This is a genomic window from Devosia sp. CN2-171 (assembly GCF_049354815.1).
Classification (GTDB): domain Bacteria; phylum Pseudomonadota; class Alphaproteobacteria; order Rhizobiales; family Devosiaceae; genus Devosia_A.
This window is the reverse complement of sequence record NZ_CP186479.1, coordinates 3,815,568-3,832,500: the sequence shown is the minus strand read 5'-3', so window position 1 is coordinate 3,832,500 and position 16,933 is coordinate 3,815,568. Positions and strand designations below refer to the sequence as shown.

Sequence of the window (16,933 nt, the reverse complement as noted above, 5' to 3'; positions counted from 1 at the left end):
GATGCCGCCGGGCATCAGGAGTTGCTCTACGTGGCGCTCAAGCTCGGCACCACGACGCGCGAACTGTTCCGCTTCCGCACCGATGACGGCACGGTCGACTACTACGATCCGTCCGGCGAGACCGGGAAGCGCTTCCTGACCCGCCGGCCGCTGCAGGGGGGCGGACGCCTTGCGAGCCGCTTCGGCTCCCGTGTCCACCCGATCTTCAAGTCGCGCCGCATGCATACCGGCGTCGACCTCGCCGCGCCGCGCAATACCCCGATCTACGCCGCGGGCGACGGCGTGGTGGAGAAGGCCCAGTGGACCTCCGGCTACGGCCGCTATGTCGAGCTGAAGCACGTCAACGGCTTCGAGACCGGCTACGGCCACATGAACAAGATCGCCGAAGGCATGAAGCCGGGCACCCGGGTGAAGCAGGGCCAGATCATCGGCTATGTCGGCTCGACCGGTAACTCGACCGGCAATCACCTGCACTTCGAGATCAAGGTCAACGGCCGCTTCGTCGACCCGCTCAGCGTGAAGCTGCCGCGCGACAAGTCGCTCCAGGCCCAGTACGAGGGCACCTTCGAGCAGACCATCGCCCAGATCCGCGAACTGATGCAGCGCGACGCGGCGCCGATCACCGTCGCCTCGATCGACTAACGCTTCCTAACTCTTGCCGAGCTTGTTCTCCTGGGTGAACCAGGCGATCACCGCCGACAGCAGCGCGAGCGCCGCGTTGGCATAGGCGATGGCTGCAAAGGCTGCATTGTTGGCCGCAAGCCGGGCCGATTCGACATCCGCCGGAACCGGTGTCTCCGGTTTCATGCCGAAGAACAGCGGCAGTTCGGCGAACCCGCCCAGGGAGCGCTCGAACACGAAGGCGGCGACACCGCCCATCAGCGCCACGGCGAGAAGGCCAGCCACACGCGCCACCGCGTTATTGACGCCCGATGCAAGGCCGGTGTCGCGATCCTCGACCGAGGTCATCACCGCGGTCGAGAGCGGCGACACCACCGCGCTCATCCCCAGCCCCATCAGAATGGTCGCCGGCAATACGCCGATCCAGACGCTCTGCAGCGGCGCCAGCAGTCCCATCAAGGCAAAGGCCGCCGCCACGACGAGCGCCCCACCCGCAATCATCGGCCCCGGCCCGACCCGGTCGGCGAGCCGGCCGGCATAGGACGACAGCAGCGTCAGCAGGATACCGAGCGGCAGAAACACGAGCGAGGTTTCCGCAGCGCTGACACCCCAGCCCCCGATCATGGCCATCGGCAGAAAGAACGAGATGGCGGCGAGGGCAAAGTAGAGCGCGAAGGTGAGTCCCTGCGCTCCCGAGAAGGCCGCGCGCTTGAAGTGGTGGAGCGGCAGCATTGGCGCAGTCGTGCGCGCTTCCCAAAAGAGAAAGGCGAAGAGCGCAACGAGCCCGATACCGCAATAGACGAGGATGTGACTGAGCAGCGGAGCATTGCCCTCGGTGCCGGTGAGACCGAGTGCGATCAGCAACAATGCTGCCGTGATGAGAATGCCGCCGATCCAGTCGAGCCTGCGACCTGCCTCCGGCTGGTCGGCCGGCACCTTGAGCAGCAGCAAGGCCAGCGCGATGCCGCCGAGCGGCAGGTTGATGGCGAACACCAGCCGCCAGCTCCAGTCGCCCAATGTGGTGAGCACGAAGCCGCCGATGACCGGGCCGAGAATCGTCGTCAGCGACGAGAAGGCCGACCACAGGCCGATCGCCTTGCCCCGTTCCTCGCGCGGATAGGCCTTGGCGATGATGGCAAGGCTGCCCGGCACCATCAGGGCGGCGCCGATTCCCTGCACGGCACGGGCATAGATGAGGAAGACCGGGTCAGGCGCCACGGCGCAGACGAGCGAAGCGGCGACGAACAGCACGATGCCGATCGCGAACACGTTCCTGAGCCCGAATCGATCGCCCGCCGCGCCGCCGATCAAGAGCAGCGAGGCGAGGAACAGCATGTAGGCGTTGGAGATCCACTGCGCATCGGCGAGGCTCGCCCCGAGGTCGGCCCGGATGGCGGGCGTGGCAATGGCCAGCACCGAGCCATCGATGAACCCCATGGACGAGGCGAGTATCGCCGCGACGAGCACATAGATGCGATTCTGCGCCGGACAGAAGGTCGCCGGCGCTGCCGCTGCATTTGTGTCGTTCATGGGACCCTCGCCCTGCCTCGATGGCAAAGCCTACGCCTTCTCGATCCACACCGCGAGTTCGACCCCGCCCGGCTCGCGGAAGTGGAACCGACGCCCGCCGGGAAAATCGAAGGCCGGTGTGGTGATGACGCCGCCCGCTGCCACGACCTCGCGTTCGGCGAGCTCGAGATCCTCGGTCCGGATCACCGCCAGCGGCGCCCTGGGCCGACCATCGCTCGAATCGATGCCGCCATCGATCCCCGCATCGTTGATGCCGTTGTAGTCGGGCCCGTAGCCGGTAAAGCCCCAGCCGAAGGCGTCGCCGAGGAAGCGCCTGGTGTTCGGTCCATCGGAGGACGGGAACTCGATGTAGTCGATCTTGTAGCTCTGCGGCATAGCGCCCTCCGTTGTTCTTGTTATGTTCTAATGCGTAAGGAAGGATGAGGCAAGGCATTGGTGCGTCGCTGAGGCAGACGGTCCCTGTCAGTCGGCATGCTGATGCATCCAGCGGCCGTTGGCCCCGGAGGATGTCAAAGAGCTCGTCCCCTTGCCTTCAAGGAGATGAAGCGACGTGCCGGCGAGGCGTTTGCCCCTCGCGGGTAGTCCGCAATGTAAGTGAGGCTCACGCCTCGCCGGCCGATCGGGGTTTTGGGCGTATGGCACGATGGCTCGGGCGCATCCCGTGCCGCATCGCGAGGAACCTGCCGACTGCAAACGGCCGGAATCCACCGGATACCGTCCCGCCTCTGCAGCTGCCTCATGCGTGGCAGCCTTGTCCCTTCGAGCCATCCCGCATCGGACGGCTCCCGCGTGCTAGCGGCGTCCCCGGCGAACCGGATCATGCCGTCGTGCTTTCGGCCTGATGGCGAACGACTCCCCCATCACCCAATCTCCACCGCACCAACCACTCGTCATGATCTCGCTTCGGTGCAGCGGACGGGTGGGAGAATCGCATGGGCCAGAGGTGAGGAGGATAAGAAAAGCGGGCGCCCAAACTCGGCCGTCATCCCGGCGAACGCCGGGACCCAGTGCACCAGCGCTGCGGCACGCCCATATCGTGCCGATCTATCCGCGATGGACCGGCACGTCCCATGGCTCGACCAAACACCGAGCAGTGGGTCCCGGCGTTCGCCGGGATGACGGCTGGTGGGGAGGTGGGGTATCGCGCCGCCCCACACCCTCACATTATGTGTTGGGCTTCGTGCACCTCCTGCATGCGTCGTGACTTGCGTCGCGTCCCGTTGCATCACTATTTGGGTAGAAACTCAGGGCGAGGATCGAACGTGCGAAGCCAGTCAATTGCGTCCCTCGTGCTCGCGCTAGTCTGCACGCCAACCATTGCCTGCGACCTCATTCCACCCAGCAGGCCGCCGACGCTCGCGGAGAAGCTTGGCGGGGTGAAGGAAATCTTTGGCGGGACGGTCATAGGATATGTCACTCCAGATGGCACCCGGTTCATTGGATCGCCACCAGCGAGTTGCGTCGACGACCATGGCGATTTCCGCTGGTGGGAGTGGGAAGAGTTGCGGCAGCGGCCTGAGTGTTCGGCCTACATGGATATTGAGGCTGCCCTGTTCCGCGTGGATGTTCATATCATCGGCCCCGCCGTCGGCGAAACGGCAACCTACGGGATGACGTGGGGTGACGGCGACTGCAACACCGACTTCGACATTGGCGACAAGTGGCTGATAGAAGGTCCGCATGTGATCGAGGAACTCCAGGCGCCGATACGCGACGACGAGGTCGTCACGCTGCAGCGACTGGCTGCGCGACCTGCCTTCGACATGAGCCAACTGTATCGCTGAAGGTGTAGCCTGCCCCCCACACCCGCACTACAGGCGTGGGGGGCGAGGCCAAAAGGGCCGGTCTCTCGACCGGCCCCGTACTCCTTATGCCGCCTCGGCGTGCTCGCCCGCGCCACCTGGGCGCAGCATCAGTCCACCGTCGCCGGCATCCACCATCACCGCCTGGCCATCGCCAACCGTGCCGCCGAGAATCGCCTCTGCCAGCTTGTCCTGCACTTCGCGCTGGATCACGCGCTTCAGCGGGCGGGCGCCGTAGGCCGGATCGTAGCCTTCGTTCGCCAGCCAGTCGCGGGCCGCCGGGGTGAGCTCGAGGGCGATATCGCGCTCGCGCAGCAGGTTGCGCAACCGCCCGAGCTGGATATCGACGATGGCACCCATGTGGTCACGCTGCAGCCGGTGGAAGACGATGATGTCGTCGACGCGGTTGAGGAACTCCGGCCGGAACGAGGCCTTCACCACGTCCAGCACCTTGCCGCGCACCAGCTCGACCGATTCGCCGTCCTTTAGGCCGACGAGATACTCGGACCCAAGGTTCGAGGTCATGATGATGAGCGTGTTGCGGAAATCGACCGTCCGCCCCTGCCCGTCCGTCAGCCGGCCGTCATCGAGCACCTGCAACAGGATGTTGAACACATCCGGATGCGCCTTCTCGATCTCGTCGAACAAGACGACCTGGTAGGGCCGGCGGCGTACAGCCTCGGTCAGCACTCCGCCCTCGTCGTAACCGACATAGCCCGGAGGGGCGCCGATCAGACGGGCGACCGAGTGCTTTTCCATGAACTCGCTCATGTCGAGCCGGACCATGGCGTGCTCGTCGTCGAACAGGAACTGTGCAAGCGACTTGGTGAGCTCGGTTTTGCCGACGCCGGTGGGCCCGAGGAACATGAACGAGCCGATCGGCCGGTTCGGATCCTGCAGCCCCGCCCGGGCGCGACGCACGGCTTTCGCCACGGCTTCCACGGCCTCGGCCTGACCGACGACGCGCTTGCCCAGTTCGGTTTCCATGGCGAGGAGCTTCTCGCGCTCGCCTTCGAGCATGCGATCGACCGGGATGCCTGTCCAGCGGCTCACCACCTGGGCGATGTGCGTCGGCTGGACGACTTCCTCGACCATTGGATTGCCGGGCTTGCCGTCGCCATCCGGATCGTCCGCCGCCTTGATGCGGCGCTCGAGATCGGGGATCACGCCATAGGCGAGTTCGCCCGCCCGGGCGAGATTGCCCTGGCGTTGTGCCAGCTCGAGTTCAGTGCGGGCCTTGTCGAGCTCTTCCTTGAGCTTCTGGCCGCCCTGCATGCGCTCCTTCTCGGCCTGCCAGCGCGCGGTGAGCGCATTGGCCTGCTCCTCGATATCGGCGAGTTCCTGCTCGAGCCGGCCGAGCCGGGTCTTCGACCCCTCGTCCGTTTCCTTCTTCAGCGCCTCGCGCTCGATCTTGAGCTGCATGATGCGGCGATCGAGCTCGTCGAGCTCTTCGGGTTTCGATTCGGCAGCCATGCGCAACCGCGCCGCCGCCTCGTCGATGAGGTCGATGGCCTTGTCGGGGAGGAACCGGTCGGCGATGTAGCGGTTGGAGAGCGTCGAAGCCGCAACGATGGCCGAATCCGAGATCCGGATGCCGTGGTGCAGCTCGTACTTCTCCTTCAAACCGCGGAGGATCGAGATCGTATCCTCGACCGTGGGCTCATCAACGAAGACCGGCTGGAAACGACGGGCCAGCGCCGCGTCCTTCTCAACATGCTTGCGATACTCATCGAGCGTCGTGGCGCCGACGCAGTGGAGCTCACCGCGGGCGAGCGCCGGCTTCAGGAGGTTGCTGGCGTCCATAGCGCCATCGGTCTTGCCGGCGCCGACGAGCGTGTGCATCTCGTCGATGAACAGGATGATCTGCCCCTCGGCCGACGAAATCTCGTTGAGCACCGCCTTGAGCCGCTCCTCGAACTCGCCGCGATATTTCGCGCCGGCGATGAGCGCGCCCATGTCGAGCGACAGCAGCGATTTGCTCTTCAGCGATTCGGGCACGTCGCCGTTGACGATGCGCATGGCGAGGCCTTCGACGATGGCGGTCTTGCCGACGCCGGGCTCGCCGATCAGCACCGGGTTGTTCTTGGTGCGGCGGCTCAGCACCTGGATAGTGCGGCGAATCTCTTCGTCCCGGCCGATGACCGGATCGATCCTGCCCTCGCGCGCCGCCTCGGTGAGATCGCGCGCATATTTCTTCAGCGCGTCATAGCTGTTCTCGGCCGAAGCCGAGTCGGCGGTGCGGCCCTTGCGGATCTCGTTGATGGCTTCGTTGAGGCCCTGCGGCTTCACCCCCGCTGACGCGAGGATCTTGCCGGCATCAGTGTCCTTCTCGACGGTCAGCGCGAGCAGCAGCCGCTCGACGGTCACGAACGAGTCGCCCGCCTTCTGCGCCGCACTCTCGGCGGTGTCGAAGACGCGCGCCAGTTCGCGGCCGAGATAAAGCTGGCCGGCATCTCCGGAAACTTTTGCGATCTTGCTGAGGGCGGCCTCGGTCTCGGCGCGTGCGATCTTGGCATCGCCGCCGGCCTTGGTGATGAGGCCCGCCGCCATACCCTCATCGTCGTCGAGCAGCACCTTGAGCAGGTGGATCGGCGCGAACTGCTGGTGGCCCTGGCCAAGTGCCAGCTGCTGCGCATTCTGGATGAAGCCGCGCGCGCGCTCGGTGTATTTCTCTATGTTCATTCAACTCTCCTCTTTGCACGTCGGCCCGCCCAAGAAAGGCACGGGTCCAACGCCTGAAGCGTTGATTTGGCTCAAACGTCCTGCGCTCTTGCCAGATCAGTCCGGAGGCCCGCTTGGCGGCGCTCCCCGGTTACGAGGCTGATATGGGGAGCGATTCCGAAAACAAAAGGCCGGGATCGCTCCCGGCCTTTCGAATTTCCAAGGCTTTTGAAACCTCATTCCGCCGGTGTGTTGCCGACGGTGAGGAAGGCCGGCAGTTCGCCGACTTCGGGCTGCGGCGAATTAGCGGGATCGCCGCCTTCGCCACCACCCTGGCCACCGCGCGAACGGCGGCGCGGCCGGCGATCGCGGCGGCGCTGGCCGTCACCCTCGGCCTGTTGCGTCTCGCCTTCGGCGGCCGGAGCCGCTTCGGCCACGGCATTGTCGTCGCCGGCGTCGGCCGACTGGGACTCGCTGGCCTGCTGCTGCGGCTGCTGGTTATGCTGGCCGCCGCTCTGCTGCGGTTGGCCATTCTGCTGGAACGGCACGCGCGGCTCGGGCGATGCGAAGCGATCGTTGATCGGGGCGAAATCGTCGTCGAAATCGTCCTCGTCCTGCTGCACCTCGCCGCGGAACTGCGCCTGTTGCGCCTGCTGGGCGGCGGAAATGATGCGGAAGTAGTGCTCGGCGTGCTGGAGATAGTTCTCCGCCATCACGCTGTCGCCGGACGACTGGGCGTCGCGGGCAAGCTGCAGGTACTTCTCGGCGACATGGGCGGCGTTGCCGCGCACCTTCACGTCAGGGCCGTTACTCTCGTAGTTCCGGCTCAGCGGGTTGCCGTGCTTGCGGCCACCATTGTTGTTCCGGCCGCGGGAGCGGTTCTTGTTGTTTTGCTGGTTTGGTCTCATCGTCTCTTTTCAAGCCTTGGAAAAGAATACTGAAGGCAACATCTGGCCATCGGACACCGGGGGCCGCGGACGCCAACCTTGGCGTGAGCAGTCAGTTCCTCGCGGTGCCTGAGCTATCGCGGTTATGCCACTTGTGGCCCATCAAGGCGCCCCGGTTCCTCGTCCGAGTGTCGAACACTGCCAACTGCAGTTTCGCCGATGAGCGGGTGGCCGTCTCCTGGGTGCGATCTACTCACACCGCTGACAGCAACGGGAACCTATCTGGTTCGCCCTGCCTTTCCAAGCACAAAATATGGGCGTTCCCTAACGAGGACTCAAGAGGCAGCGGTCAGCCGCGCCAGGATGACGCGGTCGAGCCCCGCAAGATCCTTTGCCACCTCGACGTCCTGGAAGCCGGCGCCGACGAGAATGTCGCTCACCGTGCTCGCCTGGGCCGAGCCGATTTCGAGCAGCAGTACGCCCTCGGGCTTGAGGAACAGACCCGCTTCGGCGGCGATCGCGCGGTAGGCTTCGAGCCCGTCCGGCCCGCCATCGAGGGCGAGGCGCGGGTCGTGCTCGCGTACTTCCGGCATCAGCGTCGCGATCACGGCGGTTTCGATATAGGGCGGGTTCGAGGTGATGAGATCGAAGCGGGCGCCGGGCTCCAGCGGATCGAACCACGAGCCCTTGAGCGTCTCGAACCGGTCGCCGACGCCGTGACGGTTGGCATTGAAGCGCGCCATCTCCAGCGCCTCGGGCGACAGATCGACCGCCACGGCGGTGACGTCGGAATATTCGGTGAGCAGTGCAATCGGAATGCAGCCGGTGCCGGTACCGAGATCGAGGATGCGGGCTCCGTCGAGCGGACCGATGATCTCGAGCCCGCGCTCGACCACCAGTTCGGTCTCGGGGCGCGGCACCAGCGTCGCGGCATTGAGCTTGAAGCTCAGGCCCCAGAACTCCTTCTCGCCGAGGATGCGCACCACCGGTTCGCCCTTCAGCCGGCGCGCCGCATAGCCTTCGAGCAGCTTCAGCTGATCCGTCGGGACGGTCTCGCGCTCGCGGTTGACCAGTTCCAGCCGGTCCATCCCGAACGCCGCTTCGGCAAACAGCCGGGCGTCCAGTTCCGCCGTGTCGATGCCGGCGCGCCGGAACAGGTCGCGTACTCCCCGCCATGCCACGCCTACGCTGAGTGTCAGGAAACCCCCTCCATGGCCGCCAGCTGCGCTGCCTGGTGTTCGGTGATCAAGGCCGACACCAGCTCGTTGAGCGCGTCGCCCGCCACCACCTTGTCGAGCTTGTAGAGCGTCAGGTTGATGCGATGATCCGTTACGCGTCCCTGAGGGAAGTTGTACGTGCGAATGCGTTCCGACCGGTCGCCCGACCCCACCTGTTCCTTGCGGGACTCCGAGCGTGCCGTGTCGCGCGCATGCCGCTGCTCTTCATAAAGCCGCGCCTGCAACACCTTCATGGCAGTGGCACGATTCTGGTGCTGCGATTTCTGCGATGCCGTCACCACGATGCCCGACGGCAGGTGGGTAATTCGCACCGCAGAGTCGGTGGTGTTGACGTGCTGGCCGCCGGCGCCCGACGAGCGCATCGTATCGATGCGGATGTCCTCGGGCTTGATGTCGATCTCGATATCCTCGATCTCGGGCAGCACCGCGACGGTGGCGGCAGAGGTGTGGATACGCCCCTGCGTCTCGGTCGCCGGCACGCGCTGAACGCGATGCACGCCCGATTCGTACTTCAGCTTGGCGTAGGCGCCCTTGCCGGTGATGTTGGCGACCACTTCTTTGTAGCCACCCATTTCACCCGGCGTTTCCTCGAGCAGGGCGAACTTCCAGCCCTCGAGATCGGCGTAGCGCTGGTACATGCGGAGGAGGTCGCCGGCGAACAGCGCCGCTTCGTCGCCACCGGTCCCGGCGCGCACTTCGAGGATGACGCTCTTGTCGTCCGCCGCATCCTTGGGGAGCAGGAGTATCTGGATCTCGGAGATCGCCTGCTCGATCCTGGGCTTGAGCTCGGCGATCTCGGCCGAGGCCATCTCGGCCATTTCCTTGTCGCTCGAGCTCGCCAGTTCCTGCGCCGATTCGAGATCGGCCACGAGCTTGCGGTAAGCCTGGATCGGCCGCACCAGCGGCTCGAGCTCGGCATATTCCTTGCTCAGCTTGACGAACTCTTCGGCGGCAGGGCCGGCCGACATCGCCGCCTCGATATAGTCGAAGCGCTTGGTCAGCGCGTCTAGTTTATCCTCGGGAAGAGTAGCCATGAATACCTAGATCACCAGTCCCTGCCGCTCGGCCCAGTCGAGCAGTAGCTCACGGATGCCGGGGCCGCTCGCACCTTCAAGCAGGGCCGAAGAGACGGAGTTGCGGATGGGCTGCAGTTCGAGCCCGAGGATCATTTCCTTGATCGGGCCGATCGAAGGCGGGCTCATCGACAGCTTGGTCATGCCGATGGCGAGCAGCGCCAGCGCTTCGACGGTCTTGCCCGCGAGCTCGCCGCACATGGTCAGCGGCACGTTGTAGCGCCTGGCCATGTCGACGATGTGCTTCAGCGCCCTCAAACGCGGCAGCGCGATCGGATCATAGGCCTTGGCGACACGCTTGTTGCCGCGGTCAGCGGCGGTGAGGAACATGACGAGGTCGTTCGAGCCGATCGAAACGAAATCGGCCTCCGGCAGCACCTGGTCGAGCTCCCACAGCAGCGAGGGCACCTCGATCATCGCGCCCAGTTCGAGCTTGCTTGGCACCGGCTGGCCGGCATTCTTCATGCGCTCGAGTTCCCTGTTGACCACGAGTCGGGTCTGCCGGAACTCCCAGGCATCGGTGACCATGGGCACCAGAATCTTCATCGGCCCGCCATTGGCCGCCTGCAGCAGCGCGCGAATCTGGATGCGCAAGAGGCCCTGCCGGTCAAGCGCGAGGCGCAGCGAGCGGAACCCCATGGCCGGGTTCTCCTCGGCCTCGTAGCGCAGATACGGAATGACCTTGTCGCCGCCGATATCGAGCAGGCGGAAGACGATAGGCTTGCCTTCGGTGAGCCGGATTGCCTCCGAATAGAGCTCGACCTGCTCGCGCAGCCGCGGCAGCCGCGAGGCGATCATGAACTGCAATTCGGTTCGGAAGAGCCCTACCCCGGCTGCGCCAGTATCCTGCAGCATCGGCAGGTCGGCGACGATGCCCGAATTGTGCAGCAGGGTCACTTCGACCCCGTCCCGCGTGATCGCCGGCTTGTCCTTGAGTTCGAGATAGTGGGCACGCCGCTTGGCGCCGAGCCGCACCTTGTCGACATAGACCTGGATCATGTCCGGCGTCGGCCGCAGATACACCGTGCCCGCCTGGCCATCGACGATGATGTCGTCGCCGTTTTCCGACAGCGACACGATGTTCTCGGCCTGCCCGACGGCAACGAGGCCGAGCGACTTGGCAACGATGGCGACGTGCGAGATGGCCGCGCCCTCTTCCAGCACCACGGCCCGCAGCCGCGTCCGGTCGTATTCGAGCAGATCCGCCGGTCCCATATTGCGGGCGACGAGAATGGCGTTGTCGGGCAGATCCTTCTTCCCCACCCCGCTGCCGTCGCCGGTGAGGACACGCAGCAGCCGGTTGGCCAGGTCGTCGAGATCGTGCAGCCGATCCTTGATGTAGGGGTCGGTCGACCGCATCATCCGGGCGCGGGTATCGTTCTGCACCCGCTCGACCGCCGCTTCGGCCGTGAGGCCGTTATCGATGGCTTCCCGCAACCGATCGACCCAGCCGCGATCGTTGGCGAACATCCGGTAGCTCTCGAGAATCTCGCGATGATCCGAAAAGCTCTGCATGTCGCCATGGCTGAGCATCTGGTCGATCGAGAGCCGCATCCGGTCGAGCGCCTCGCTGAGGCGCTCTAGTTCGACCTCGGTGTCCTCGGCGACGAAATTGGTGACGACGACGCGCGGGTCGTGCAGCACGACCTGGCCGAGCGCCACACCGTCGGAAAAGCCGTTCCCGATGAACTGCCGCGGCCGGCGTAGGTCGATGTCCTGGCCCGGCTTGATCAGCGCGTCAAAATCGGCGGTCGACATCATCTCGGCGAGCAGCGTCGCCGTCGTGAGCATCGCCTCGATCTCGTCCTCGCCATAAACGTGCGCGTCGCGATTCTGGACGACCAGCACGCCCAGCGTCTGACCCGCGCGCAGCACCGGCACGCCGAGAAAAGCCTGGAACGCCTCTTCGCCGGTTTCCGGGCGATAGGCGAAAGCCGGGTGAGCCGGGGCATTGTCGAGGCTGAGCGGTTCGGCCTGCTTGGCGATGAGGCCGACGAGGCCTTCGCCCAGCCGCAGGGTCGTCGAGTGTACCGCTTCGGGCTTGAAGCCGCGGTTGGCGAAGAGTTCGAGCGCGTTGTCGTCGCGCAGCACGTAGAACGAGCACACGTCCGCGTGCATGTTCCCGGCGATCAGGCCCACGATCTTGTCGAGACGATCCTGCGAAGCCAAAGGCTCCGCCATGGTTTCGCGCAACTGCTTCAGGAGCACGCGCGGCCCGCTGATCGTTGTGGCCATGATTCCCGCCCGGCGGCCCGGCGCCGCCCTATCGCCAAGGGCGCCGTGACCGGGGTCTAGGCGTCTCAGGCGTCCTGATTGTCCAACCCGTAATACGTATGGAGCGCCCGAACCGCAAGTTCGGCATATTCATCATCGATCAGGACCGAGGTCTTGATCTCCGAAGTGGTGATCAGCTGGATGTTGATCGACTTGTCGGCCAGCGCCTTGAACATCGAGGCCGCGACACCCGCATGGTTGCGCATGCCCACCCCCACGACCGAGACCTTGGCGCCGCCCTTGGCGCTCTGGATCTTGGCATATTCGAACTTGCCGGCCTCGCCCGCTGCCCTCAGGGCCTTCACCGCCTTGTCGTGCTCGGCATCGGGCACGGTGAAGGTGATGTCGGTGGTCGAGCCATCCTCGGAGACGTTCTGCACGATCATGTCGACGACGATCGATTCGTCGGCGAGAGCGCCGAAGATCGAAGCGGCGACGCCCGGCCGGTCCTTGACGTCGCGGAGCGTGATCTTGGATTCGGCCCGTGCCAACGTGACGCCCGAAACGATCTGCTTTTCCATGATCTCATCCTCATCGCATACGATAGTGCCGGGAACCCCCGGCGTGCCGTCCGGCGCGATCTGCGGCGCATTCGGATCGTCGAAAGTGGAACGGACAGTCAGGCGCACCTTATGCGCCATCGCCATCTCGACCGAGCGGATCATCAGCACCTTGGCGCCGAGTGACGCCATTTCCAGCATTTCCTCGAAGGAAATCTTGGAGAGCCGCTTGGCCTTGGGGGTGATGCGAGGGTCGGTCGTATAGACGCCGTCGACGTCGGTGTAGATATCGCAGCGATCGGCCTTCACCGCGGCCGCGACGGCGACTGCAGAAGTGTCCGAGCCGCCGCGGCCGAGCGTCGTGACGCGGCCCGACGGCGCCACGCCCTGGAAGCCGGTGATGACAGGCACGACGCCTTCGGCGAAACGCTTTTCAAGCTCGGTCGGATCGATCTCCACGATCCGCGCCGCGCCATGCGCGTCGTCGGTCTTGATCGGCACCTGCCAGCCCTGGAACGAGCGCGACGGGATACCGAGTTCGCTCAGCACCACCGCCATGAGGCCAGCCGTGACCTGTTCGCCCGAGGCGACGACGGCATCGTACTCACGTGCGTCATGCAGCTTCGAGGCCTCATTGACCCAGCCGACCAGTTCGTTGGTCTTGCCGCTCATGGCCGAAACGACCACCGCGACTTCATTGCCGGCGTCGACTTCCCGCTTCACATGCAGCGCCGCCTGGCGGATGCGCTCCACGGTGGCGACCGACGTGCCGCCGAACTTCACTACGATACGGCCCAAGGCCCCTACCCCGATTAGCGGCGGAACCCGCCGGTACGCTCAGAAATTGGGCGGGGTGTGCCATAAATGGCCCCACTTATCAACACTGCCTTCGGTGCGTGGAGCCCCCTCCGAAGGGGGAGCCACAGACACTGCGCCATCGAGTGCTCTTGCCCCCGCTCCCCACTCGTCCGATAACCGCCCCATGAGCGACACCACCATCAACCCCGACGAGATCGCCAAGTTTGCGGCCATGGCCGACGAATGGTGGGACCCCCGGGGCAAGTTCAAGCCGCTGCACAAGTTCAATCCGGTGCGGCTGGGCTATGTGCGCGACAAGGCCATTGCCCAGTTCGGCAAGGACAGCACCGTGCGCCGTCCGCTCGAGGGTATCCGCATCCTCGACATCGGCTGCGGCGGCGGGCTGCTTTCGGAACCGCTGACCCGGCTCGGCGCGACGCTGGTTGGGATCGATGCCGGCGAGAAGAACATCGGCATCGCCAGGCACCATGCCGAGCAATCGGGACTGGAGATCGACTATCGCACCACCACGGCGGAAGCGCTGGCGGCCTCCGGCGAACAGTTCGATGTCGTCTTGAACATGGAAGTGGTGGAGCACGTCGACAACGTGCCGCTCTACATGGAGAGTTGCGCGAAACTGGTGAAGCCGGGTGGGCTGCTGTTCACCGCCACCATCAACCGCACGCCGCGCGCCTACGCGTTGGCCATCGTCGGGGCGGAATACGTGCTCGGCTGGCTCCCCAGGGGCACGCACGATTTTTCGAAGTTCCTGACGCCGGACGAGATCTCGGCGCTGGTCACCCGCTTCGGGTTGAAAGTCGTCGACAAGGTCGGGGTGGTGTTCCACCCGCTCGCCGACGAATGGCGGCAGAGCCGCGACACCGGCGTCAACTACATGGTGCTGGCCGAGAAGCCGGCCAACAAGCCAGCTTAGCCGACGATCAGCGTGTCGTGCCCATAGGCCAGCGTGATCGTGCCCTTGATCGGGCGGCCACGCAGGTCCTCGTCCCAGTAGAGGAACCAGTTACCGACGCCGTAGGCGGCGTCGAGCGCCGTCTCGACTGCAAAATCGAACGGCCGCAGCGCCTTGAGCGCCAGGGCGGCAGCTTCGGTGGTCGCGGCCCGGATGGCGCCGCCGGTAGCGGTCGTCGCGGGGGTCAGGGTCGAGTGATGCATTTCATCCTCCAAAGTCTGGCACCGGAATGCCTGTCGTTGGAGGGAACCTGGAACCCCGGCCTTGAACGGTACCTGAACCAGATGTCAGGTACCGTTCATCCACGTGGCCGCAGCGGGGCCTTTTCGGGGCAAACGCTAGCCGAGCGCATCGAGCTCGGCCACGTCGGCCGCCGAAAGGTTCAGCGCCGCTGCGGCGGTGTTCTGCTCGACATGGGCGACTTTGCTGGTGCCGGGGATCATCAGCACCACCGGCGAGCGCTGCAGCGCCCAGGCGATGGCGACCTGGCTGGTGGTCGCGTCATTGCGCCGGGCCACAGCCTCGAGCACCGAATCCGCCCGCACCAGCCGGCCCGAGCCGAGCGGCGCCCACGGGATGAAGCCGATATTGTGCTCGGTGCAGTAGGCGAGCACGTCGTCGCTATGCCGGTCGGTCGGGCCGTAGCGGTTCTGGACCGTGGCGATGGGCACGTACTTCCCTGCCTCCTCGATATCGGCGACGCTGACTTCGCTGAGCCCGACATGCCGGACTTTCCCGGAGTCGCGGAAGCCGGCGATGGTTTCGAACTGCAGCTTGCGATCGACCTTGGAGTCGATGCGGTGGAGTTGCCACAAGTCGATCTGCTCGACACCAAGGCGCTTGAGGCTACCCTCGAGGCCGCGCTTCAGGACATCGGGCCGGCAGTCGATCTGCCAGGCATCGGGCCCGGAGCGCTGGAAGCCGGCCTTGGTCGCGATGACCAGATCGTCGGGATAGGGGAACAATGCCTCCCTGATCAGCTCCTCGCTTACATTGGGCCCATAGCTCTCGGCGGTATCGATGAAATTGACGCCCATTTCGGGCAGGCGCTTCAGCACCCGGATCGCTTCGTCATGGTCGGCCGGTGGCCCGAAAATGCCGCGGCCGGTGATGCGCATGGCGCCGAAGCCGAGCCGGTTGACGACAAGGTCGCCGCCAATAGCGAACGTGCCCGAAAGGGCTGCGTCGGGAGTGGACATGAAGGAAGTCTCCAAAGGAGTCGCTGGGAGGATCACCAGCATGACTCCATCGGCAGGAGACGATCAACCTCGCCCTTTGGCGAGTTGCAGCCCTAGTTCGCTTCTTCCGGAATATGCGGCAGCGGCAGGAAATCGACGCCGTCGTCGATCAGCTCGGCGACCTCGTCGCGCGTCGCTTCGCCATAGATGCCGCGGGCTTCGGCTTCCTTGAAATGGATCTTGCGCGCCTCTTCGGCGAACTTGTCGCCGACATAGTCCGCCTCGCTCGTCACCTTCTTGCGCATGGTGCGCAGCATCTCGCGAATCGCGGACTGCATCGGATGACCGGTGGAGAGCGAGACCTTGTCCGAATTCATGCGGCTGACCGCCGGCGCCATCAGCGCCTTTTCGACCTTTACCGAGTTGCACATCGGGCAGGTGACGATGCCGCGATCGTGCTGCTCTTCATAGGCCTCGGCATTGCGGAACCAGGCGTCGAACTTGTGGGAATTGTCGCAAACGAGCGAGTAACTGATCACGCGGAAACATCCTCGCGGGCGGTAGTTGATTTGCCCGCGTCGAGGGTTAGCGAAAACGGCCGTGCGTTGTCCAGCGCCGGAACCTTGCCGCGCGCTTCACCCACAGCCTTCAGTTCGATTTCGGCGACGGCGACGCCAGGACCGTCGCCGCCGAGCTGGGTGACGATCCGTCCCCACGGGTCGATAATCATCGAGTGCCCCCAGGTCGAGCGTCCGTTCTGGTGCTGGCCGGCCTGCGCCGCCGCAATCACCCACGAACCGGTCTCGATGGCGCGTGCCCGCAACAGCACTTCCCAATGCGCTTCGCCGGTCGGCACGGTGAAGGCGGCGGGAACCGAGATCACCTGGGCCCCGGCTTCAGCCAGCGCGCGGTGCAGCGCCGGAAAGCGCACGTCGTAGCAGATGGTCATGCCGAGCGGGAAACCCGGCGCATCGGTAACAACCGCATGACCGCCACCGGCATAGGTCTCGCTCTCGCGATAGTTCTTGAGGCCGGGAAGCGTCGCATCGAACAGATGAATCTTGTCATAGGTCGCTGCGATCGTACCGTCGGGACGAAACAGCACTGAGCGGTTGGCGAAGCGCCCATCGGGCAACGCCACGGCCAGGGAGCCGAGGTGCAGGTTGACGCCGAGCTTCTTCGCGATAGCGCCCACCCGGGCGATCGCGGAATTGCCCTCCCACGGACCAGCTACGGCCCTGAGGCCATCGCGGTTCTCGGCGAACACCACCGAGACTTCGGGGGAGAGGAGATAGGTCGCGCCTTGCCCGGCCGCTTCCGTCGCCAGTCGCTCGAGTTGGTCGAGGTTTGGCCCCGGCTCGGTGCCCGAATTCATCTGCAGGGCGGCAACGCGCATCG

General features: G+C 65.2%; 15 protein-coding genes (1 of these 15 running past the window's edge). 3 read left to right on the top strand and 12 right to left on the bottom strand.

Annotation, left to right across the window (positions count from 1 at the left end; genetic code table 11):
• Window positions 1-642: the 3' portion of a M23 family metallopeptidase gene (locus ACOYW5_RS19045; protein WP_423066464.1), read on the top strand. Its footprint begins 1,326 nt before the window's first position; the window shows 642 of its 1,968 coding nt (coding positions 1,327-1,968); its start codon lies off the left edge, out of view; the stop codon is at window positions 640-642.
• A gap of 6 nt (window positions 643-648) precedes the next feature.
• Here the strand turns inward: ACOYW5_RS19045 and ACOYW5_RS19040 are convergent, their stop codons facing one another.
• Both ACOYW5_RS19040 and ACOYW5_RS19035 read right to left on the bottom strand, forming a co-directional pair.
• Complete coding sequence (locus ACOYW5_RS19040) at window positions 649-2,151, bottom strand: MFS transporter (RefSeq protein ID WP_423066463.1); 1,503 nt, start codon at window positions 2,149-2,151, stop codon at window positions 649-651.
• Between the two features lie 30 nt (window positions 2,152-2,181).
• The gene (locus tag ACOYW5_RS19035; RefSeq protein WP_423066462.1) at window positions 2,182-2,526 is read right to left on the bottom strand and encodes a VOC family protein; all 345 of its coding nucleotides are present in this window, start codon (window positions 2,524-2,526) and stop codon (window positions 2,182-2,184) included.
• 914 nt (window positions 2,527-3,440) lie between these two features.
• Here ACOYW5_RS19035 and ACOYW5_RS19030 point away from each other — a divergent pair.
• Window positions 3,441-3,935, top strand: a complete 495-nt coding sequence (locus ACOYW5_RS19030; RefSeq protein ID WP_423066461.1) for a hypothetical protein — start codon at window positions 3,441-3,443, stop codon at window positions 3,933-3,935.
• 84 nt (window positions 3,936-4,019) lie between these two features.
• On the opposite strand, the gene clpB is transcribed toward ACOYW5_RS19030, so the two are convergent.
• The 6 genes from clpB to ACOYW5_RS19000 form a co-directional block, all read right to left on the bottom strand.
• Window positions 4,020-6,635, bottom strand: a complete 2,616-nt coding sequence (gene clpB / locus ACOYW5_RS19025; protein WP_423066460.1) for an ATP-dependent chaperone ClpB — start codon at window positions 6,633-6,635, stop codon at window positions 4,020-4,022.
• Between the two features lie 215 nt (window positions 6,636-6,850).
• Window positions 6,851-7,522, bottom strand: a complete 672-nt coding sequence (locus ACOYW5_RS19020) for a DUF4167 domain-containing protein (RefSeq protein WP_423066459.1) — start codon at window positions 7,520-7,522, stop codon at window positions 6,851-6,853.
• A 314-nt stretch (window positions 7,523-7,836) separates the two neighbouring features.
• Complete coding sequence (gene prmC / locus ACOYW5_RS19015; protein WP_423066458.1) at window positions 7,837-8,682, bottom strand: peptide chain release factor N(5)-glutamine methyltransferase; 846 nt, start codon at window positions 8,680-8,682, stop codon at window positions 7,837-7,839.
• 14 nt (window positions 8,683-8,696) lie between these two features.
• A complete protein-coding gene (prfA, locus tag ACOYW5_RS19010; RefSeq protein WP_423066457.1) occupies window positions 8,697-9,773 on the bottom strand; it encodes a peptide chain release factor 1 in 1,077 nt (358 codons plus the stop codon).
• A gap of 6 nt (window positions 9,774-9,779) precedes the next feature.
• Window positions 9,780-12,047, bottom strand: coding sequence for a phosphoenolpyruvate--protein phosphotransferase (gene ptsP, locus ACOYW5_RS19005; RefSeq protein WP_423066456.1), 2,268 nt, complete (start codon window positions 12,045-12,047; stop codon window positions 9,780-9,782).
• A 65-nt stretch (window positions 12,048-12,112) separates the two neighbouring features.
• Window positions 12,113-13,384, bottom strand: a complete 1,272-nt coding sequence (locus tag ACOYW5_RS19000; protein ID WP_423066455.1) for an aspartate kinase — start codon at window positions 13,382-13,384, stop codon at window positions 12,113-12,115.
• A 184-nt stretch (window positions 13,385-13,568) separates the two neighbouring features.
• Between ACOYW5_RS19000 and ubiG the strand changes: the two genes are divergently transcribed.
• The gene (gene ubiG / locus ACOYW5_RS18995) at window positions 13,569-14,318 is read left to right on the top strand and encodes a bifunctional 2-polyprenyl-6-hydroxyphenol methylase/3-demethylubiquinol 3-O-methyltransferase UbiG (RefSeq protein ID WP_423066454.1); all 750 of its coding nucleotides are present in this window, start codon (window positions 13,569-13,571) and stop codon (window positions 14,316-14,318) included.
• Here the strand turns inward: ubiG and ACOYW5_RS18990 are convergent.
• The 4 genes from ACOYW5_RS18990 to ACOYW5_RS18975 form a co-directional block, all read right to left on the bottom strand.
• Window positions 14,315-14,560 (bottom strand): hypothetical protein, encoded by a 246-nt coding sequence (locus tag ACOYW5_RS18990; protein WP_423066453.1) that lies wholly within the window; start codon window positions 14,558-14,560, stop codon window positions 14,315-14,317. The two genes, ubiG and ACOYW5_RS18990, sit on opposite strands and share 4 nt — an antisense overlap.
• A 135-nt stretch (window positions 14,561-14,695) precedes the next feature.
• On the bottom strand, window positions 14,696-15,556 hold the full coding sequence (locus ACOYW5_RS18985; RefSeq protein ID WP_423066452.1) for an aldo/keto reductase: 861 nt from the start codon (window positions 15,554-15,556) through the stop codon (window positions 14,696-14,698).
• A 92-nt stretch (window positions 15,557-15,648) separates the two neighbouring features.
• Window positions 15,649-16,074 (bottom strand): DUF1178 family protein, encoded by a 426-nt coding sequence (locus ACOYW5_RS18980; RefSeq protein ID WP_423066451.1) that lies wholly within the window; start codon window positions 16,072-16,074, stop codon window positions 15,649-15,651.
• Entirely contained in the window at window positions 16,071-16,931 is an 861-nt protein-coding gene (locus ACOYW5_RS18975; protein WP_423066450.1) for a carbon-nitrogen hydrolase family protein, read from the bottom strand. Before ACOYW5_RS18975 ends, ACOYW5_RS18980 begins: the two co-directional genes overlap by 4 nt.
• Window positions 16,932-16,933 lie beyond the last annotated feature (2 nt).

Coding starts and splice junctions, on each gene's coding strand:
- ACOYW5_RS19020 (WP_423066459.1), bottom strand. CDS start 7,522: ATGAGACCAAACCAGCAAAACAACAAGAACCGCTCCCGCGGCCGGAAC.
- ptsP (WP_423066456.1), bottom strand. CDS start 12,047: ATGGCCACAACGATCAGCGGGCCGCGCGTGCTCCTGAAGCAGTTGCGC.
- ubiG (WP_423066454.1), top strand. CDS start 13,569: ATGAGCGACACCACCATCAACCCCGACGAGATCGCCAAGTTTGCGGCC.
- ACOYW5_RS18975 (WP_423066450.1), bottom strand. CDS start 16,931: ATGCGCGTTGCCGCCCTGCAGATGAATTCGGGCACCGAGCCGGGGCCA.
- prfA (WP_423066457.1), bottom strand. CDS start 9,773: ATGGCTACTCTTCCCGAGGATAAACTAGACGCGCTGACCAAGCGCTTC.
- ACOYW5_RS18990 (WP_423066453.1), bottom strand. CDS start 14,560: ATGCATCACTCGACCCTGACCCCCGCGACGACCGCTACCGGCGGCGCC.
- ACOYW5_RS18985 (WP_423066452.1), bottom strand. CDS start 15,556: ATGTCCACTCCCGACGCAGCCCTTTCGGGCACGTTCGCTATTGGCGGC.
- ACOYW5_RS19035 (WP_423066462.1), bottom strand. CDS start 2,526: ATGCCGCAGAGCTACAAGATCGACTACATCGAGTTCCCGTCCTCCGAT.
- clpB (WP_423066460.1), bottom strand. CDS start 6,635: ATGAACATAGAGAAATACACCGAGCGCGCGCGCGGCTTCATCCAGAAT.
- ACOYW5_RS19040 (WP_423066463.1), bottom strand. CDS start 2,151: ATGAACGACACAAATGCAGCGGCAGCGCCGGCGACCTTCTGTCCGGCG.